Origin of the sequence: Streptomyces sp. NPDC088785 (assembly GCF_044750685.1) — a bacterium.
Taxonomy (GTDB): domain Bacteria; phylum Actinomycetota; class Actinomycetes; order Streptomycetales; family Streptomycetaceae; genus Streptomyces.
This window is the reverse complement of the sequence record NZ_JBIVKH010000002.1, coordinates 1-15,231: the sequence shown is the minus strand read 5'-3', so window position 1 is coordinate 15,231 and position 15,231 is coordinate 1. Positions and strand designations below refer to the sequence as shown.

At 72.3% G+C, this 15,231-nt stretch carries 10 protein-coding genes; 7 read left to right on the top strand and 3 right to left on the bottom strand.

Translation table 11 applies throughout. From position 1 onward, the window contains the following. The first annotated feature begins 106 nt into the window (after positions 1–106). The 4 genes from ACIP5K_RS05740 (at position 107) to ACIP5K_RS05725 (ending at position 4,213) form a co-directional block, all read left to right on the top strand. A complete protein-coding gene (locus tag ACIP5K_RS05740) occupies positions 107–1,474 on the top strand; it encodes an amino acid permease (RefSeq protein WP_401405334.1) in 1,368 nt (455 codons plus the stop codon). A 165-nt stretch (positions 1,475–1,639) separates the two neighbouring features. Further along, a complete protein-coding gene (locus tag ACIP5K_RS05735; protein WP_401405332.1) occupies positions 1,640–3,082 on the top strand; it encodes an amino acid permease in 1,443 nt (480 codons plus the stop codon). A gap of 134 nt (positions 3,083–3,216) precedes the next feature. Next, entirely contained in the window at positions 3,217–3,858 is a 642-nt protein-coding gene (locus ACIP5K_RS05730; RefSeq protein ID WP_401405330.1) for a superoxide dismutase, read from the top strand. A 133-nt stretch (positions 3,859–3,991) separates the two neighbouring features. Further along, a complete protein-coding gene (locus ACIP5K_RS05725; RefSeq protein ID WP_401405328.1) occupies positions 3,992–4,213 on the top strand; it encodes a hypothetical protein in 222 nt (73 codons plus the stop codon). Between the two features lie 2 nt (positions 4,214–4,215). Here the strand turns inward: ACIP5K_RS05725 and ACIP5K_RS05720 are convergent, their stop codons facing one another. Next, complete coding sequence (locus ACIP5K_RS05720) at positions 4,216–4,857, bottom strand: DsbA family protein (protein ID WP_401405326.1); 642 nt, start codon at positions 4,855–4,857, stop codon at positions 4,216–4,218. Between the two features lie 141 nt (positions 4,858–4,998). Between ACIP5K_RS05720 and pepN the strand changes: the two genes are divergently transcribed. Then, positions 4,999–7,578, top strand: coding sequence for an aminopeptidase N (gene pepN, locus ACIP5K_RS05715; protein ID WP_401405324.1), 2,580 nt, complete (start codon positions 4,999–5,001; stop codon positions 7,576–7,578). Between the two features lie 239 nt (positions 7,579–7,817). Further along, positions 7,818–8,903 carry a hypothetical protein gene (locus ACIP5K_RS05710; RefSeq protein ID WP_401405322.1) on the top strand — a complete coding sequence of 362 codons (1,086 nt, stop codon included), beginning with the start codon at positions 7,818–7,820 and terminating at the stop codon, positions 8,901–8,903. Between the two features lie 87 nt (positions 8,904–8,990). On the opposite strand, the gene ACIP5K_RS05705 is transcribed toward ACIP5K_RS05710, so the two are convergent. Both ACIP5K_RS05705 and ACIP5K_RS05700 read right to left on the bottom strand, forming a co-directional pair. Continuing rightward, positions 8,991–10,760, bottom strand: coding sequence for a TIGR03767 family metallophosphoesterase (locus ACIP5K_RS05705; protein ID WP_401405320.1), 1,770 nt, complete (start codon positions 10,758–10,760; stop codon positions 8,991–8,993). 221 nt (positions 10,761–10,981) lie between these two features. Next, positions 10,982–11,476, bottom strand: a complete 495-nt coding sequence (locus ACIP5K_RS05700; RefSeq protein ID WP_401405318.1) for an NUDIX hydrolase — start codon at positions 11,474–11,476, stop codon at positions 10,982–10,984. A gap of 281 nt (positions 11,477–11,757) precedes the next feature. Between ACIP5K_RS05700 and ACIP5K_RS05695 the strand changes: the two genes are divergently transcribed. Continuing rightward, on the top strand, positions 11,758–15,087 hold the full coding sequence (locus ACIP5K_RS05695) for a S8 family serine peptidase (RefSeq protein ID WP_401405316.1): 3,330 nt from the start codon (positions 11,758–11,760) through the stop codon (positions 15,085–15,087). Positions 15,088–15,231 lie beyond the last annotated feature (144 nt).

The following is a 15,231-nucleotide window of genomic DNA, read 5'->3' as shown; positions in this document are numbered from 1 at the left end:
CGCGCAGAGGGTGACGCTCGTCACTGGGCGGAGTCCGTTTTGCGCGGGAGGGCGCCCGAAAGCGAGACTGTAGGTTCCCGCCAATGCTCAGATCGGCTGACCCCCCATGCACGACGACGTCCCGCCCGAACCGCTCGCCGGGGGCCTCAAGCAGCGCCACCTGACCATGCTCGGCCTGGGCGGTGTCATCGGGGCGGGGCTCTTCGTCGGTTCGGGCGCCGGGATCCAGGTCGCGGGCCCCGGCATCGTGCTGTCCTATCTGATCGCGGGCGCCCTCGCGATGTGCGTGATGCGGATGCTCGGCGAGATGTCGGCGGCGATGCCCGCGTCCGGCTCCTTCTCCGTGCACGCGGAGCGGGCGCTCGGCCGGTGGGCCGGGTTCAGCGCCGGCTGGCTGTACTGGTTCCTGCTCGTCGTGGTGCTGGCCGTCGAGGCGACGGGCGCGGCGCAGATCGCCCACGGCTGGGCGCCGGGCGTCCCGCAGTGGGCCTGGGTCCTGGTGTTCATGCTGGTGTTCACCGCGGCGAACCTGACGGCGGTGAAGAACTTCGGCGAGTTCGAGTTCTGGTTCGCCACCCTCAAGGTCGTGGCGATCGTCGCGTTCCTGGTGCTCGGCACCCTGGCGGTCTTCGGCCTGCTCCCCGACACCGACCCCGTCGGCCTGAGCCATCTCACCGGCGACGGCGGCTTCCTGCCGCACGGCTGGCAGGGGGTGGTGTCCGGGGTGCTGGCGGTGGTCTTCGCGTTCGGCGGTCTCGAGGTCGTCACCATCGCCGCCGCCGAGTCCGAGGACCCGGTGCGCTCGGTGGCGCGGGCGGTGCGCAGCGCGGTGTTCCGGATCCTGTTCTTCTACGTCGGTTCGATGCTGGTCATCGTCACGGTGCTGCCGTGGACGGCGCAGCGGGCGGGCGTCAGCCCGTACGTCACCGTGCTGGACTCGATCGGCGTCCCGGCGGCGGGGCAGGTCATGAACATCGTCGTCTTCGTGGCGCTGCTGTCCGCGCTCAACGCCAACCTGTACGGCTCGTCCCGCATGATCTTCTCGCTGGCCGAGCGCGCCGAGGCGCCGAGGGCGCTGCTGGCGGTGGGCGCGGGCGGGGTGCCCCGGCGGGCGGTCCTCGCGTCGGTGGTGTTCGGCTTCGTCTCCGTCCTGCTGAATCTGCGGTGGCCGGACACCGTCTTCCTCTACATGCTCAACTCGGTCGGCGCGGTGCTGCTGTTCGTGTGGGCGCTGATCGCGCTGGCCCAGCTGCGGCTGCGGCGCCGGATCGAGCGGGAGGCGCCGGAGCGGCTGGTGCTGCGGATGTGGGCGTTCCCCTGGCTGACCTGGGCGGCGCTCGCGGCGATGGCGGTGGTGTTCGTGCTGATGCTGACCGACGACACGGCCCGCCCGCAGCTGCTGTGGTCGACGGGGGCGACGCTCGCGGTGCTGGCCGTGGCGGGGGTGCGGGAGCTGCGCGCGCGGCGCGCCTGAGCGTTCACCGACCGTCGACGAGGGCGTCGCCGAGTGTGAGCGTCGTGTCCGTATCGCGGAAACGTCTTCCCTGTGAGCGGAACGCGTGCCCAGACTGGGCCGACTTTACGTGCGCATTACATCTGCACGTCGCACCCCGTCCCAGCTAGTGAACAGGGCACTTCCATGTCTCGGACGTCCGCGCAGTCGCCGGCCGACGCGCACCCGCCGGCCGACCGGCCCGACCGGCCGGCGGACACCTCGTCGCTCTCGCCCGGCCTGAAGCAGCGTCACCTCTCGATGATCGCGCTCGGCGGCGTGATCGGCGCGGGGCTCTTCGTGGGCTCCGGCACCGCGATCGCCGCGGCCGGTCCGTCGATCGTCCTCGCCTACACGGTCTCCGGCGCCCTCGTGATGCTCGTGATGCGCATGCTGGGCGAGATGGCGGCGGCCCACCCGGCGTCCGGCTCGTTCTCCGTGCACTCCGAGCGGGCCCTCGGCCCCTGGGCGGGGTTCACGGCGGGCTGGGCCTTCTGGTTCCTGCTGTGCGTGGCGGTCGGCCTGGAGGGCATCGGCGCGGCGCAGATCGCGCACGGCTGGGTGCCCGGGGTGCCGGAGTGGGCCTGGGTGGCGCTGTTCATGCTCGTGTTCACCGCGACCAACGTCTCGGCGGTGAAGAACTTCGGCGAGTTCGAGTTCTGGTTCGCCGCCCTCAAGGTCGCGGCGATCGTGGCGTTTCTCGTCATCGGCGTGCTGGCGATCGCGGGGCTGCTCGGCGACGACGCGCCGGGCACCGAGAACCTCACCGGGCACGGCGGCTTCCTGCCGCACGGCACCGAGGGCCTGATCGCCGGGCTGCTCGCGTCGGTCTTCGCGTACGGCGGCCTGGAGACCGTCACCATCGCGGCGGCCGAGTCCGAGCACCCGGTCCAGGGCGTGGCGAAGGCCGTGCGCACCGCGATGTGGCGCATCGCGGTGTTCTACGTGGGCTCGATGGCGGTGGTCGTCACGCTGATCCCCTGGTCGGACGAGGCGCTGGTCGACCCGGACAAGGGCTCCTACGTCGCGACCCTCGAACGCCTCGACCTGCCGGCGGCCGGCGCCGTCATGCAGGTCGTGGTGTTCGTCGCGCTGCTGTCGGCGATGAACGCCAACATCTACGGCGCGTCGCGCATGGCCGGTTCGCTGGTGGCGCGCGGTCAGGGCCCGCGGGTCATCGGCCGGATCGACGGCGGGGTGCCGCGGATCGCCGTGCTGCTGTCGGCGGTGTTCGGCTTCGTCTGCGTGCTGCTCAGCTACTGGCGCCCGGACGACATCTTCCAGTGGCTGCTGAAGACCATCGGCGCACTCATCCTGGTCGTCTGGTTCTTCATCGCGGTCTCCCAGCTGATCCTGCGGCGGCGGCTGGAGCGCGAGGCGCCGGAGCGGCTCGTGGTGCGGATGTGGGCCTACCCGTACCTCACCTGGGTGGCCCTCGCGGGCATGGCCGTCGTCTTCGTCCTGATGGCCCGTGAGGAGGGCACCCGCGAGCAGCTCTGCTACGCGGGCGGCCTCACCGTGATCCTCGCGGCCGTCGGGTACGCGCGCCAGAGGCTGGCCGGACGGAAGCGGTCCCCGGACAGGCTCTAGCCGCACAGGTGTTGCAACGAGAAGGACCCCCGGGCCGCGTGGCCCGGGGGTCCTTCTCGTTGCGCACGGCACTGTTGCTGTTAGCCTGCACTTGCGAACTACTTGCAATAAGCAGTCGGAGGGCACGGTTAGACATGGCCACGTACACGCTTCCTGAACTTCCGTACGACTACGCGGCACTTGAGCCGGTCATCAACCCGCAGATCGTCGAGCTGCACCACGACAAGCACCACGCGGCGTACGTGAAGGGCGCGAACGACACCCTGGAGCAGCTGGCGGAGGCCCGCGACAAGGAGCAGTGGGGCTCCATCAACGGGCTGGAGAAGAACCTCGCCTTCCACCTCTCGGGCCACATCCTGCACAGCATCTACTGGCACAACATGACCGGGGACGGCGGCGGCGAGCCGCTGGCCGCGGACGGGGTGGGCGACCTCGCCGACGCGATCACCGAGTCGTTCGGCTCGTTCGCCGGGTTCAAGGCGCAGCTGACGAAGGCCGCCGCGACGACGCAGGGCTCCGGCTGGGGCGTCCTCGCGTACGAACCGGTGAGCGGACGGCTGATCGTCGAACAGATCTACGACCACCAGGGCAACGTGGGCCAGGGCTCGACCCCGGTCCTCGTCTTCGACGCCTGGGAGCACGCCTTCTATCTCCAGTACAAGAACCAGAAGGTCGACTTCATCGACGCCATGTGGGCCGTCGTGAACTGGCAGGACGTGGCCAAGCGGTACGCGGCCGCCAAGGAGCGGGCCTACAACCTGCTGCTGGTTCCGTGACGCTCTGAAGCGTCCCGCCTCGTGATCGTCTTCTCAACCTTCACGCGGGCGGGCGGCACAAAGGACGGGCCCCCGTGAGGACGTGACTCACGGGGGCCTGTCGTCGGGCGGGGTTCCGGGGCATCGTCGGTGCATGCCGACCATCCGCGTGCGGGCCTGCCCGACGTGCAAGTCCGACGAACCGCACCGACATCTGGACGCCGAGGAGACCAAGTGGCTGCGCGACCGGCGCGGCCTCAGGGACACCGACGACGTCCATGTCTGGTGGAAGTGCGCCCGGGAGGGCTGCCGCACGATGCGGCACTACTGGGACAAGAGCAAGTGGGAGCAGCTGCCGCCGCCCGACCCGGAGTGACCTCAGTCGAAGACCGGGCCCTGGGTGCGGGACCGCTTGATCTCGTAGAAGCCGGGCACGGACGCCACCAGCAGGGTGCCGTCCCACAGCCTGGCGGCCTCCTCGCCCTTGGGGGCCGGGGTGACGACCGGGCCGAAGAACGCGATCTGCTCGCCGTCGGCGCCCGGCACCGCGATGACCGGGGTGCCGACGTCCTGGCCGACCTTGTCGATGCCCTCCTTGTGGGAGGCGCGCAGCTCGTCCTCGTACTTCGTGCCGTCCCAGTGGTCGAGGAGGGACGCGGGCAGGCCGACCTCCTCCAGGGCGCCGGCGACGGCCTCCTTCGTGGGGCCCTCGCCGCGGTTGTGGATGCGGGTGCCCAGCGCCGTGTACAGGTCGCCGAGGACCTCCGCGCCGTGCTCCTCCTGCGCCGCGATGACGACGCGGACCGGGCCCCAGGCCTTGGTCGCGAGCATCTCGCGGTACTCCTCGGGCAGCTCGTCGAGCCGGTTCTCGTTCAGGACCGCGAGGCTCATCAGGTGCCAGCGGACCGTGATGTCGCGGACCTTCTCGACCTCCAGCACCCAGCGCGACGTCATCCAGGCCCAGGGGCACAGGGGGTCGAACCAGAAGTCGACGGGGGTCTTCTCAGCCGTGGTGGACATGGCTCTCCTCGGAAGTCACCGGGTGGTCTCGCCTGCGGCAACGCGACGGCACCCGTCCTCATTCCCGTGCGAGGATCGTGGGAGCCGATCAGTTCCGCACAGTCCCACAAGGACGCAGCGCCGTCAGAAGGAGTGCCGCCCGTGCCCGGAGAGAATCTGTCCCGCGACGAGGCCCGCGAGCGGGCGGGCCTGCTGTCCGTCGAGGGGTACGAGGTCACGCTCGACCTGCGCTCGGCGGTCGGCGGGGCCGTCGGTGACGGGCCGCGCACCTTCCGGTCCGTGACCACCGTCAGGTTCCGGGCGAACGAGGCGGGCACGAGCACCTTCGTCGACCTGATCGCGCCGTCGGTGACGGCCGTGACGCTGAACGGCGAGGACCTGGACCCGGGCGCGGTGTTCGACGGCAGCCGCATCCACCTGGAGGGCCTGGCGGAGGAGAACGAGCTGGTCGTCGACGCCCAGTGCGCCTACTCGCGCACCGGCGAGGGCATGCACCGCTTCGTCGACCCCGAGGACGGCGAGGTCTACCTCTACACGCAGTACGAGCCCGCCGACGCGCGCCGCGTCTTCGCCACCTTCGAGCAGCCCGACCTCAAGGCGCCCTTCCGCTTCGCCGTGCGGGCGCCGCAGGGCTGGACGGCCTGGTCCAACGGCGCGGGCGAACTCGTCGACGGCGTCTGGCGGTTCGCGGAGACCAAGCCGATCTCCACCTACATCACGACGGTCGTGGCCGGTCCGTACCACTACGTCACCGACTCCTACGAGCGGGTGCTGGACGACGGCTCGAAGCTCGTCGTCCCGCTGGGCGCCATGTGCCGCAAGGGCCTCGCGCCGTACTTCGACGCCGACGACATCTTCGAGATCACCAAGCAGGGCCTCGACTTCTTCCACGACCACTTCGACTACCCCTACCCCTTCGGCAAGTACGACCAGGCGTTCGTGCCCGAGTACAACCTCGGCGCGATGGAGAACCCGGGGATCGTCACCTTCCGCGAGGAGTACATCTTCCGCGGCAGGGTGACCACGGCGTCGTACGAGCGCCGGGCGAACGTGATCCTGCACGAGATGGCCCACATGTGGTTCGGCGACCTCGTCACCATGCAGTGGTGGGACGACCTGTGGCTGAAGGAGTCCTTCGCGGACTTCATGGGCTCCTTCTCGATGGTGGAGGCGACCCGCTTCACCAACGGCTGGATCACCTTCGCCAACAACCGCAAGGCCTGGGCGTACCGCGCCGACCAGCTGCCGAGCACCCACCCCGTCACCGCCGACATCCGGGACCTGGAGGACGCGAAGCTCAACTTCGACGGCATCACCTACGCCAAGGGCGCCTCGGTCCTCAAGCAGCTCGTGGCGTACGTCGGCCGGGACGCGTTCCTGGAGGGCGCCCGCCGCTACTTCAAGCGGCACGCGTACGGGAACACCCGCCTCGGCGACCTGCTGTCCGTCCTGGAGGAGACCAGCGGGCGCGACATGGCGTCCTGGTCCCGGTCCTGGCTCCAGACCGCGGGCGTCAACGCGCTGACCCCGCAGGTGACGCTGAACGGCGAAGGCCGGATCGTCGAGCTGGCCGTGGTGCAGGAGGCCGCCGAGTCCCACCCCGAGCTGCGCCCGCACCGGGTCGCGGTCGGCCTGTACCGGCGCACCGCCGAGGGCGCGCTGGAGCGGTACGCGCGCGCCGAGGCCGACGTCGACGGGCCGCGCACCGTGGTCGGCGAGCTGGCCGGGGCCGAGGCGCCCGAGCTGGTGCTGGTCAACGACGACGACCTCACCTACTGCAAGATCCGCTTCGACACCGGGTCGCTGGACACGCTGCGCGAGCGGCTCGGCGACATCAGCGACCCGCTGGCCCGCGCGCTGTGCTGGTCCGCGCTGTGGAACCTGACGCGGGACGCGCTCATGCCGGCCCGGGACTTCATCGGCCTGGTGCTGCGGTTCGCCGGGCGCGAGTCCGACATCGGCGTCCTTCAGATGCTGCACGCCTGGGCGCGCGGCGCGCTGGCGCACTACGTGGCCCCGCAGTGGCGCGAGGAGGGCGGGCGGCTGCTCGCCGAGGGCGCCCTGAAGGAGCTGCGGCTCGCCGGCCCCGGCAGCCAGCACCAGCTGACGTGGGCCCGCTTCTTCGCGTCGGTCGCCGCGCGCGACGCCGATCTCCAGCTGCTGGCCGGGCTGCTCGCGGGCACCGCCAGGATCGACGGCCTGGAGGTCGACCAGGAGCTGCGCTGGGCGTTCCTGGAGACCCTCACGGCGCACGGCGTCGCCGACGAGGCGGCGCTCGCCGCCGAGCTGGCCCGGGACGACACCGCGTCCGGCAAGCGGCACCAGGTGCGCTGCCTGGCCTCGCGCCCGTCGGCCGCGGTCAAGGCGCAGTCCTGGGCGCAGGTCGTGGAGTCGGACACGCTGAGCAACGCGCTGGTGGAGGCGACCATCGCCGGATTCCAGCAGCCGTCGCGGCGTGACCTCACCGCGCCGTACGCGCAGAAGTACTTCGCGGCGATCGAGCGCGTGTGGGCCGAGCGGTCGATCCAGATCGGCATGGACGTGGTGCGTGGGCTCTTCCCCGACCTCCAGGACTCCCCGGAGACGCTGGCGGCGACGGACGCCTGGCTGGCCGCCCACGAGGACGCGGCGCCGGCGCTGCGCCGCCTGGTGCTCGAATCCCGCGACGACCTGGCCAGGGCGCTGCGGGCGCAGGCGTGCGACGTGGCCGCGGCGGGCTGAGTCCGACCGGCGACGGGGAGGGGGCGGGCGCCGCGCAGGCGCCCGCCCCCTCGTGCGCGGCCCGGGGGGCCGTGGGCGGCGAGGTGTTACCGAACGCGGGCATCGCATGCCGTAACCCCCGGTGCGGCCTGGGCTTTTCGGCAGGTCGGGGCGCCGACTTTAGGGCGGGCTTGTCCGGTTTCGCCGACAGGGCTGTAACAGGGGTTAGCGCGGGGTGTGCCGATGGGCACATCCACCTCATGAACCACAACACCCCCCTTTCCCCCCGCCCCCTGCGCCACCTGGTCACGACCCAGCGGCGCGTCATGAGCGGCGCCCAGTTGAAGGCGCACGGCGTCTCGGCCGCCGCCGCGCAGGAGCAGTGCCGGGCGGGCGGGCCCTGGCAGCAGGTGCTGCCGGGGGTGTTCCTGCTGCACCCCGGTCCGCCGACGGGCGAGGAGCGGCTGCACGCGGTGCTGCTGTACGCCGGGCGGACCCCGCAGCGGCGCGTCCCGGCCGGCGCCGTGCCCGTGCAGCCGGCGGCGGGCGACCCGCACGCCACGCCCGGCGGGCCGGCCACCCCGTACAGCGATGTGCTGGTCACCGGGCTCGCGGCGCTGGCCCTGCACGGTTTCTCGGCCGCTCCCGCGCTGCTCTCCCTCGACCACGTGGACGTCCTGGTCCCGCGCACCCGGCGGCTGCGGTCGACGGAGTACGCGCGGCTGGTGCGCGCGCCGGGGCTGCCCGACCCCGTGACGCTCGACGGCGTCCCGGTGGCGCCGGTGCCGCGCGCGGTCGCGGACGCCGTGGCGCAGCTCGCGGACGCGGAGGCGGTGCGCCGGCTGCTCACCGAGGCGGTGCGCGGGGGCCACTGCGACCCGGCGTCCCTCGTACGGGAGTTGACGGCGGCCCGGCTGCTGACCCGGCCGCACGTGGTGGCGGCCGTGGACTCGCTGCTCGCGGAGGGGCGGGCGATCGCCGAGGACCGGCTGTACGCGATGGTGCGCGAGTGCGGCCTGGAGGACCCGTTGTGGAACGTGGACCTGCGGCTGCCCGCCGGTCCGCACCTGGGCGGGGTGGACGCCTACTGGCCCGACCACGCGGTCGCCGTGGAGCTGGACACGCGCGCGCCGCGGCCGGGTCTGCGGCAGGACGACGACGCGCTGTGGGGGGCGTACGTCCGCAAGCGCGAGCACCTGGAGCGGCTGGGGATCACGGTCGTGCACATCACGCCGAGGAAGCTGCGCGAGTCGATCGAGCAGCAGGCCGCCGTCGTCCGGACCGCGCTGATGGCGTCCGGCGACCGGGATCCGGCCGCGTATGTCGTGGTGCTGCCCCGGTCGTGACGGGCCGGGGCGGCGCCAGGAGGGGAGCGAAGGGGCGGGGCCGGGTGCGGCGCCGTCCCTTCGCACGCGCTCACCTGCCGGGCGCGGTCACTTGCGCAGCACCAGTTCGGTGTTGCGGTCGCCCGGCGTGCCGGACAGGGTCGCCCGCGATCCCGGTGCGTTGGCGGCGAGTTCGCGGTAGAGGGCGGCGCGGCCGGTCTGGCCGAGGTCGGCGAAGTCGGTGCGGTGCGGCGCCGAGGACTCGATGAGCGTGGTGAACAGCGAGAGCGTGCCGTCGTGGTTGTCGGTGATCTCGATGACGCGGGCCAGTTGCGGGAAGTCGACGTGGGAGGCGGTGGAGATCTCCCAGAAGCCGGCCGCGCCGCCGGTGCCCCGGTGCGGGGTGATGGCGTTCTTGTGGCTGTGGCCGTTGATCCAGGCCAGGACCGGGCGGTGGGCGGCCAGCAGCGCGGCGAGTTCGGTGCCGTCGTGGCGGCGCTCGGCCGGGTGGCCGGGGTCGGCGTGGAGGTTGCGCATCGTCCTGCTGGTGTGGTGGGAGAAGACGACGACCCGGTCGCCCGCACGGGCCGCCGCCGTCAGCCGGGCGGTGAGCCACCTGAGCTGCGCGGTGCCCACCGAGCCCTCGTAGTGGCCGCCGGGGTCGGTCGTGTCGAGGCTGATGCCGAGGACGTCGTCCGAGACGCGGAACGCGTAGTACTGCGTGCCCGCCGCGAGGTTGGCCCGCGTGTAGCCGTGGCCGGCCGGGCCCGGGCCGGTGTGCGCCGGGTCCAGGTGGGCCGCGACGTACTCGGCGGGGGTGAAGGGCGCGCGGGAGGCGTCCGGGGTGACCGGGCGCATGTGGCGGGCCTGCGCGCGGAGCAGCTTCTCGAACTCCCTGCCGCGCGGGTCGCCGCCCTTCTTGACGTTGTCCCAGATCGCCTTGCCCGCGGCGGCCGGCAGGTCCATCAGCTTGCGGCCGCCGACGGCGAGTTCGGCGAAGTAGGAGTCGCCGGGGGCGTAGCAGCCGCCGGGCAGGGCGTCGTGGTTGCCGACCGTGGAGTACCAGGGCAGCTTCAGTCCGGGGCTGCGCACCTCGGAGATCGCGGCGGCGAGGAAGCCGTCGAGGCGCGGGAAGTGGTGGTCGCGCTTGTCGGTGTCGCGCAGCGCCGATTCGGGGTGCCAGTAGAGCGGGATGCCGCTGTTCTGGACGCCTTCGTAGTGGCGCGGGTCGCCGGTGTTGGGGGTGATGCGGCCGCCGCTCATCGTGGTGAGGAACCAGTCGAGTTCGCAGCGGGCGTTGTTGTCGGTGTTGTCGCCGGTCGTCATCACGAAGCGCAGCGGCGCCGCGGTGACGGGCGCGCCGCGCAGGGCGTTGACCCGCTCGACGAGCGCCACCGCGCCCGCGACCGACAGGGCCTCCTGCGGGCGCCAGGCGCTCGATGTCCGGGCGCGCAGGTACTCGTAGCGCAGCGGGTGCTGCACGTCGACCAGGTGCAGGTCGGTGAACTGGACGAAGGCGGCGAGCGCGGTGCGGCGGGTCGCGCGGCCGGTGCGGGCGGCCCGCAGGTCGGAGCGGACGACGCGCGGCCAGGCCGGGCCGTCGCCCAGGCGCCGGTAGCCGGAGCCCTGCGGGGTGGCGACCGAGGCGAGGGTGGTGCCGCGGGTGTACGGGGCGCCGGGCGCCGCGGGCGCCGCGGGCAGCGTGCGGGTCAGTGCCCGGGCGGGCAGCGGGCGGGCGGCGGCCTCGTGCCCGCCGGGTCCGACGACGTAGCCGATGCCGGCCATCGCCGCCATCCCGGTGAGCGCGCCGGTCGCGGCCAGCACGGTGCGGCGGTCGATGTCTGCGGCGGCCTTGGTGACAGAGCGTGTGCGCGGCATGGCGCGGTCTCCCCGAGTGCGAACGCGTCGACAGTGGCGGCCGGGCGGCGCCGTGGTGCGTCGCCCTTCCGTACTGGATGGTTGGCATCGGGGATGACCTGCGCGTGAACGGCGACGCAACGCGCAGCGCCGATCACCGTACGTGGATCTCGCCGGTCCGCGCCGGGGCGCGCGTCAGGTCCGTGTTGTCATGCGCGGGAGGGGGACGCGCTCGCTGAGGGTCACTCTGTGTTCATCTCGCGGGGAAGCGGGGGCCCCGGTTCGGGTTTCTCGGTGAGGTGCCCGTCGCGCGGGCGCTCGCGCCACAGGGCCAGCCCCACGTCGACGAGTTCGACCCGGGGCAGGGCGGCGACGGCGGCCAGCTCGTGCCAGGCGGCCAGGTCGGTGGAGCCGTTCTCCTCGTGCCGCAGGGTGCCGCCGGTGATCGCGCCCTCGTAGACCAGGCGCAGGCCGTGGAAGTCGGCGACCGTGCCGAGCTTGCGCGGGTAGCGGCGCAGCACCGAGTCCACGCCCAGCAGGGCGCCGGGGGTGAGGGTGTAGCCGGTCTCCTCGTCGACCTCGCGGATCACCGTGTCGTACGGGTCCTCGCCGTGGTCCATGCCACCGCCGGGCAGCGTCCAGCGCCGGCTGCCGTCGCCCGCGACCCAGCGGGCGAGAAGCACCTGTCCGTCCCGCACGCACACGGCGTACGCGGCCACCCTCAGCTCTTTGTGCATTCCCGAACGCTAGAGGCATCCGGGCCGATGCGCAGGGGGATGGGCGGGTTTCGCCCGGTGCCGGACGGTGCGCGGGGCGGGCCCGGCCGATTCCGTCCGGGTGGTGGGGGTTTGGGCGCGATGGCGTATGGCGGAATGCCGCCATGGACATGCCCCGTCTCGGGCAACTCTCCCCAAACCGTGGTCACTTGCATAAAGCTGAGCGGTCATCCGGCACCGAATTCCGGAGTCGTTCCGATCATTCCGATCGTCCGTCGTCACCTTACGTAGCAGGGATGCTGATGACCCCCGATCCCCAGCGCGCACCCATATCCGGTGCGAGACGCGCGGCCCGGCTCGCGGCCGCCGCGGGCCTGGTGGCCGCGCTCACCGCGGCCGGGCCGATGCCCATGGCCCTCGCGGCGGGCGCGGACTCCGCGCCGGCCACCGACCCCGCCGTGAAGTCCGCCAGCGACAAGCTCGGCTCGCACGACGCCGAACTGCTGGCCGCCGCCCAGGCGGACCACGACAAGAACGTGACCGTCATGGTCGCCACCGCCCCCGGCAGGACCGAGGGCGTCGCCGCGCAGCTCGACGCCGTCAAGGGCGGCTCCGTGGGCCGCACCTACGACAAGCTCGGCTATGTCCGGGCGACGCTGCCCACCGGCCGGGCCGAGGCCGCCATCAAGGCCGCCGAGAAGCTCGACTCCGTGCTCGGCATCGACCTGCGCCAGGAGATCAAGCTCGACGACCCGACGCCGCCGGCCGACACCGCCAAGGGCGCGGGCCGGCACTCCTCGGGCTCGTACAGCGGTCCGGGCCGCGACACGCCCGCCAAGAACCCGTACAACCCGTCGTTCGAGACGGGCGCCGTCGACTTCGTGAAGGACAACCCGAAGGCCGACGGGCGCGGCGTCACCATCGGCATCCTCGACTCCGGTGTCGACCTCGGCCACCCGGCGTTGCAGAAGACCACCACCGGCGAGCGCAAGATCGTCGACTGGGTCACGGCGACCGACCCGATCCTGGACAGCGACGCCACCTGGCGGCCGATGGTCACCCAGGTGTCCGGCCCGACGTTCACCTACGCCGGCCGCACCTGGAAGGCGAAGGCGGGCTCGTACGGGGTCAGCACCTTCGCGGAGGCCGCCACCACCGGCGGCGACGCCAAGGGCGACGCGAACCGGGACGGCGACACCACCGACAAGTGGGGCGTGCTGTACGACGCGGCCGCGGGCACCGTCACCGTCGACCTCAACGACAACGGCGACTTCACCGACGACACCCCCATGAAGCCGTACAAGGACGGCTACCAGATCGGCTACTTCGGCAAGGACGACCCGTCCACCGACGTCGTCGAGCGCCAGCCGTTCGTCGTGGAGATCCGCAAGGACGTCCCGATGGACCCCTACGGCGGCGACTGGGTCGGCCAGAAGCGCGACTTCGTCAACATCGGCGTGATCGAGTCGGAGCACGGCACGCACGTCGCCGGCATCACCTCGGCCAACGCGCTGTTCGGCAACAAGCGCATGAACGGTGCCGCGCCCGGCGCAAAGATCGTCTCCTCCCGTGCCTGCACGTGGACCGGCGGCTGCACCAACATCGCGCTCACCGAGGGCATGATCGACCTCGTGACGAAGCGCGGCGTCGACATCGTCAACATGTCGATCGGCGGCCTGCCGGCACTCAACGACGGCAACAACGCGCGCTCGCTGCTCTACACGCGTCTCATCGACGACTACGGCGTGCAGCTGGTGATCTCGGCGGGCAACTCCGGCCCCGGCGCGAACACCATCGGCGACCCGGGCCTGGCCGACAAGGTCGTCTCGGTCGGCGCCTCGATCTCCAAGGAGACCTGGGCCTCCAACTACGGCTCCCAGGTGCGGAAGTCGTACGCGATGATGCCGTTCTCCTCGCGCGGCCCGCGTGAGGACGGCGGCTTCACGCCGACCATCACCGCGCCCGGCGCGTCGATCAACACCACCCAGACCTGGCTGCCCGGTTCGCCGGTCGCCGAGGCGGGCTACCCACTGCCGGCCGGCTACTCGATGCTCCAGGGCACCTCGATGGCCTCGCCGCAGGCCGCGGGCGCGAGCGCGCTGCTGCTCAGCGCCGCCAAGCAGAAGCGGATCGACCTGGCCCCGGCGGACCTGCGCACCGCGCTGACCTCCACCGCGGACCACATCAAGGGCGAGCAGGCGTACGCCGAGGGCTCCGGCCTCATCGACATCGAGGGCGCCTGGAAGTCCATCCGGCACGGGGCGAGCGCGCACACGTACACCGTGAAGGCGCCCGTCGACACCGCGATCGACTACGCGCTGGCGACGCCGGGCTTCGGCACCGGCATCTACGACCGCGAGGGCGGTCTGAAGGCCAAGCAGCGCAAGACCTACGACGTGACGGTCACCCGCACGTCCGGGTCGGCCAAGCCGGTGCGCCACGAGCTGTCGCTGAAGAACAACTCCGGTGACACCTTCGACATCGTCGGCTCCCGCACGGTGTGGCTGCCGCTGAACCAGCCGGTCACCGTGCAGGTGCGGGCCAGGCCGGACTCGGCCGGGCTGCGCAGCGCCATCCTCCAGGTCGACGACCCGCGCACCGAGGGCGTGGACCAGCAGATCATGGCGACGGTCGTCGTCTCGACGCCGGTGGCCAAGCCGTCGTACACCTTCACCGGCAAGGGCTCGGTGCAGCGCAACAGCACCCGGTCGTACTTCCTGACGGTCCCCGAGGGCGCGAAGGCGCTCCAGGTGCGGATGAGCGGGCTGAAGGACAAGAGCCAGACCCGGTTCATCTCCATCCACCCGTACGGCGTCCCGGTCGACGACACCTCGACACCGAGCTGCTACCCGAACTACGGCGACGGATCGGGCAACGGCTGCCGCCCCGACCTGCGTTCGTACGCGGACCCGCAGGCCGGCGTCTGGGAGATCGAGGTCGAGGCGCGCCGCACGTCGCCGCTGCTCGACAACCCGTACCAGCTCGACGTCGCCGTGCTCGGCACCGCGTTCGACCCGGCCGTGCAGACGGTGGCCGAGGCGAAGGTGGGCACGCCCGCCGACGTGTCGTGGAAGGTCACGAACAACTTCGCCGCGATCAACGGCGGTACGTTGCAGGGCGGTTCGCTCGGCTCGTCGAAGACGGCCCGGCCCACCATCGCCGACGGCGCGTCGCAGACCTCCGAGGTCGTCGTGCCCGCCGGCGCGGAGAAGCTGACGGTCGCCATCGGCAACGTGTCCGACAAGTCCGCCGACCTGGACCTGACGGTCTACGACGCGAACGGCACCCAGGTCGCGCAGTCCGCGGACGGCGACTCCGAGGAGGCGGTGAGCATCAGCAAGCCGGCCGCCGGCACCTACACGGTGGTCGTCGCCGGGTACTCGGTGCCCGCGGGGACGACCGAGTACGACTACTCGGACGTCTTCTTCTCCTCGGCGCTCGGCACGGTCACGGTCGGCGACCAGAAGCCGGTCACCCTGGCCAACGGCGCGTCCACCACGGTGTCCGCGCAGGTCACGGCGGCCGACGCGGCTCCCGAGGGGCGCGAGTTCTTCGGGCAGGTGCAGCTGCTGAACGAGCGCGGTGTCGTCACCGGCACCGGCAGCGTGAAGATCGAGAAGGTCACCCGGTAAGCAGGGTCGCACCGCGGTCGCGGTGATCGGGGGGGGGGGGCCCCCCGCCCCCCCCCCCACTCCGCGGTGAGCGGGCGGGGGCCGCGCCCGGCAGGGCCCCGGGCCCCGGCCGCGCGGCGGGGGTAAAACCCCGCGCCTCCCCCA

What these genes read in the sequence shown, in the direction of transcription:
- ACIP5K_RS05740 (WP_401405334.1), top strand. Translation starts at nt 107, where the DNA reads ATGCACGACGACGTCCCGCCCGAACCGCTCGCCGGGGGCCTCAAGCAG.
- ACIP5K_RS05735 (WP_401405332.1), top strand. Translation starts at nt 1,640, where the DNA reads ATGTCTCGGACGTCCGCGCAGTCGCCGGCCGACGCGCACCCGCCGGCC.
- ACIP5K_RS05730 (WP_401405330.1), top strand. Translation starts at nt 3,217, where the DNA reads ATGGCCACGTACACGCTTCCTGAACTTCCGTACGACTACGCGGCACTT.
- ACIP5K_RS05725 (WP_401405328.1), top strand. Translation starts at nt 3,992, where the DNA reads ATGCCGACCATCCGCGTGCGGGCCTGCCCGACGTGCAAGTCCGACGAA.
- ACIP5K_RS05720 (WP_401405326.1), bottom strand. Translation starts at nt 4,857, where the DNA reads ATGTCCACCACGGCTGAGAAGACCCCCGTCGACTTCTGGTTCGACCCC.
- ACIP5K_RS05710 (WP_401405322.1), top strand. Translation starts at nt 7,818, where the DNA reads ATGAACCACAACACCCCCCTTTCCCCCCGCCCCCTGCGCCACCTGGTC.
- ACIP5K_RS05705 (WP_401405320.1), bottom strand. Translation starts at nt 10,760, where the DNA reads ATGCCGCGCACACGCTCTGTCACCAAGGCCGCCGCAGACATCGACCGC.
- ACIP5K_RS05700 (WP_401405318.1), bottom strand. Translation starts at nt 11,476, where the DNA reads ATGCACAAAGAGCTGAGGGTGGCCGCGTACGCCGTGTGCGTGCGGGAC.
- ACIP5K_RS05695 (WP_401405316.1), top strand. Translation starts at nt 11,758, where the DNA reads ATGACCCCCGATCCCCAGCGCGCACCCATATCCGGTGCGAGACGCGCG.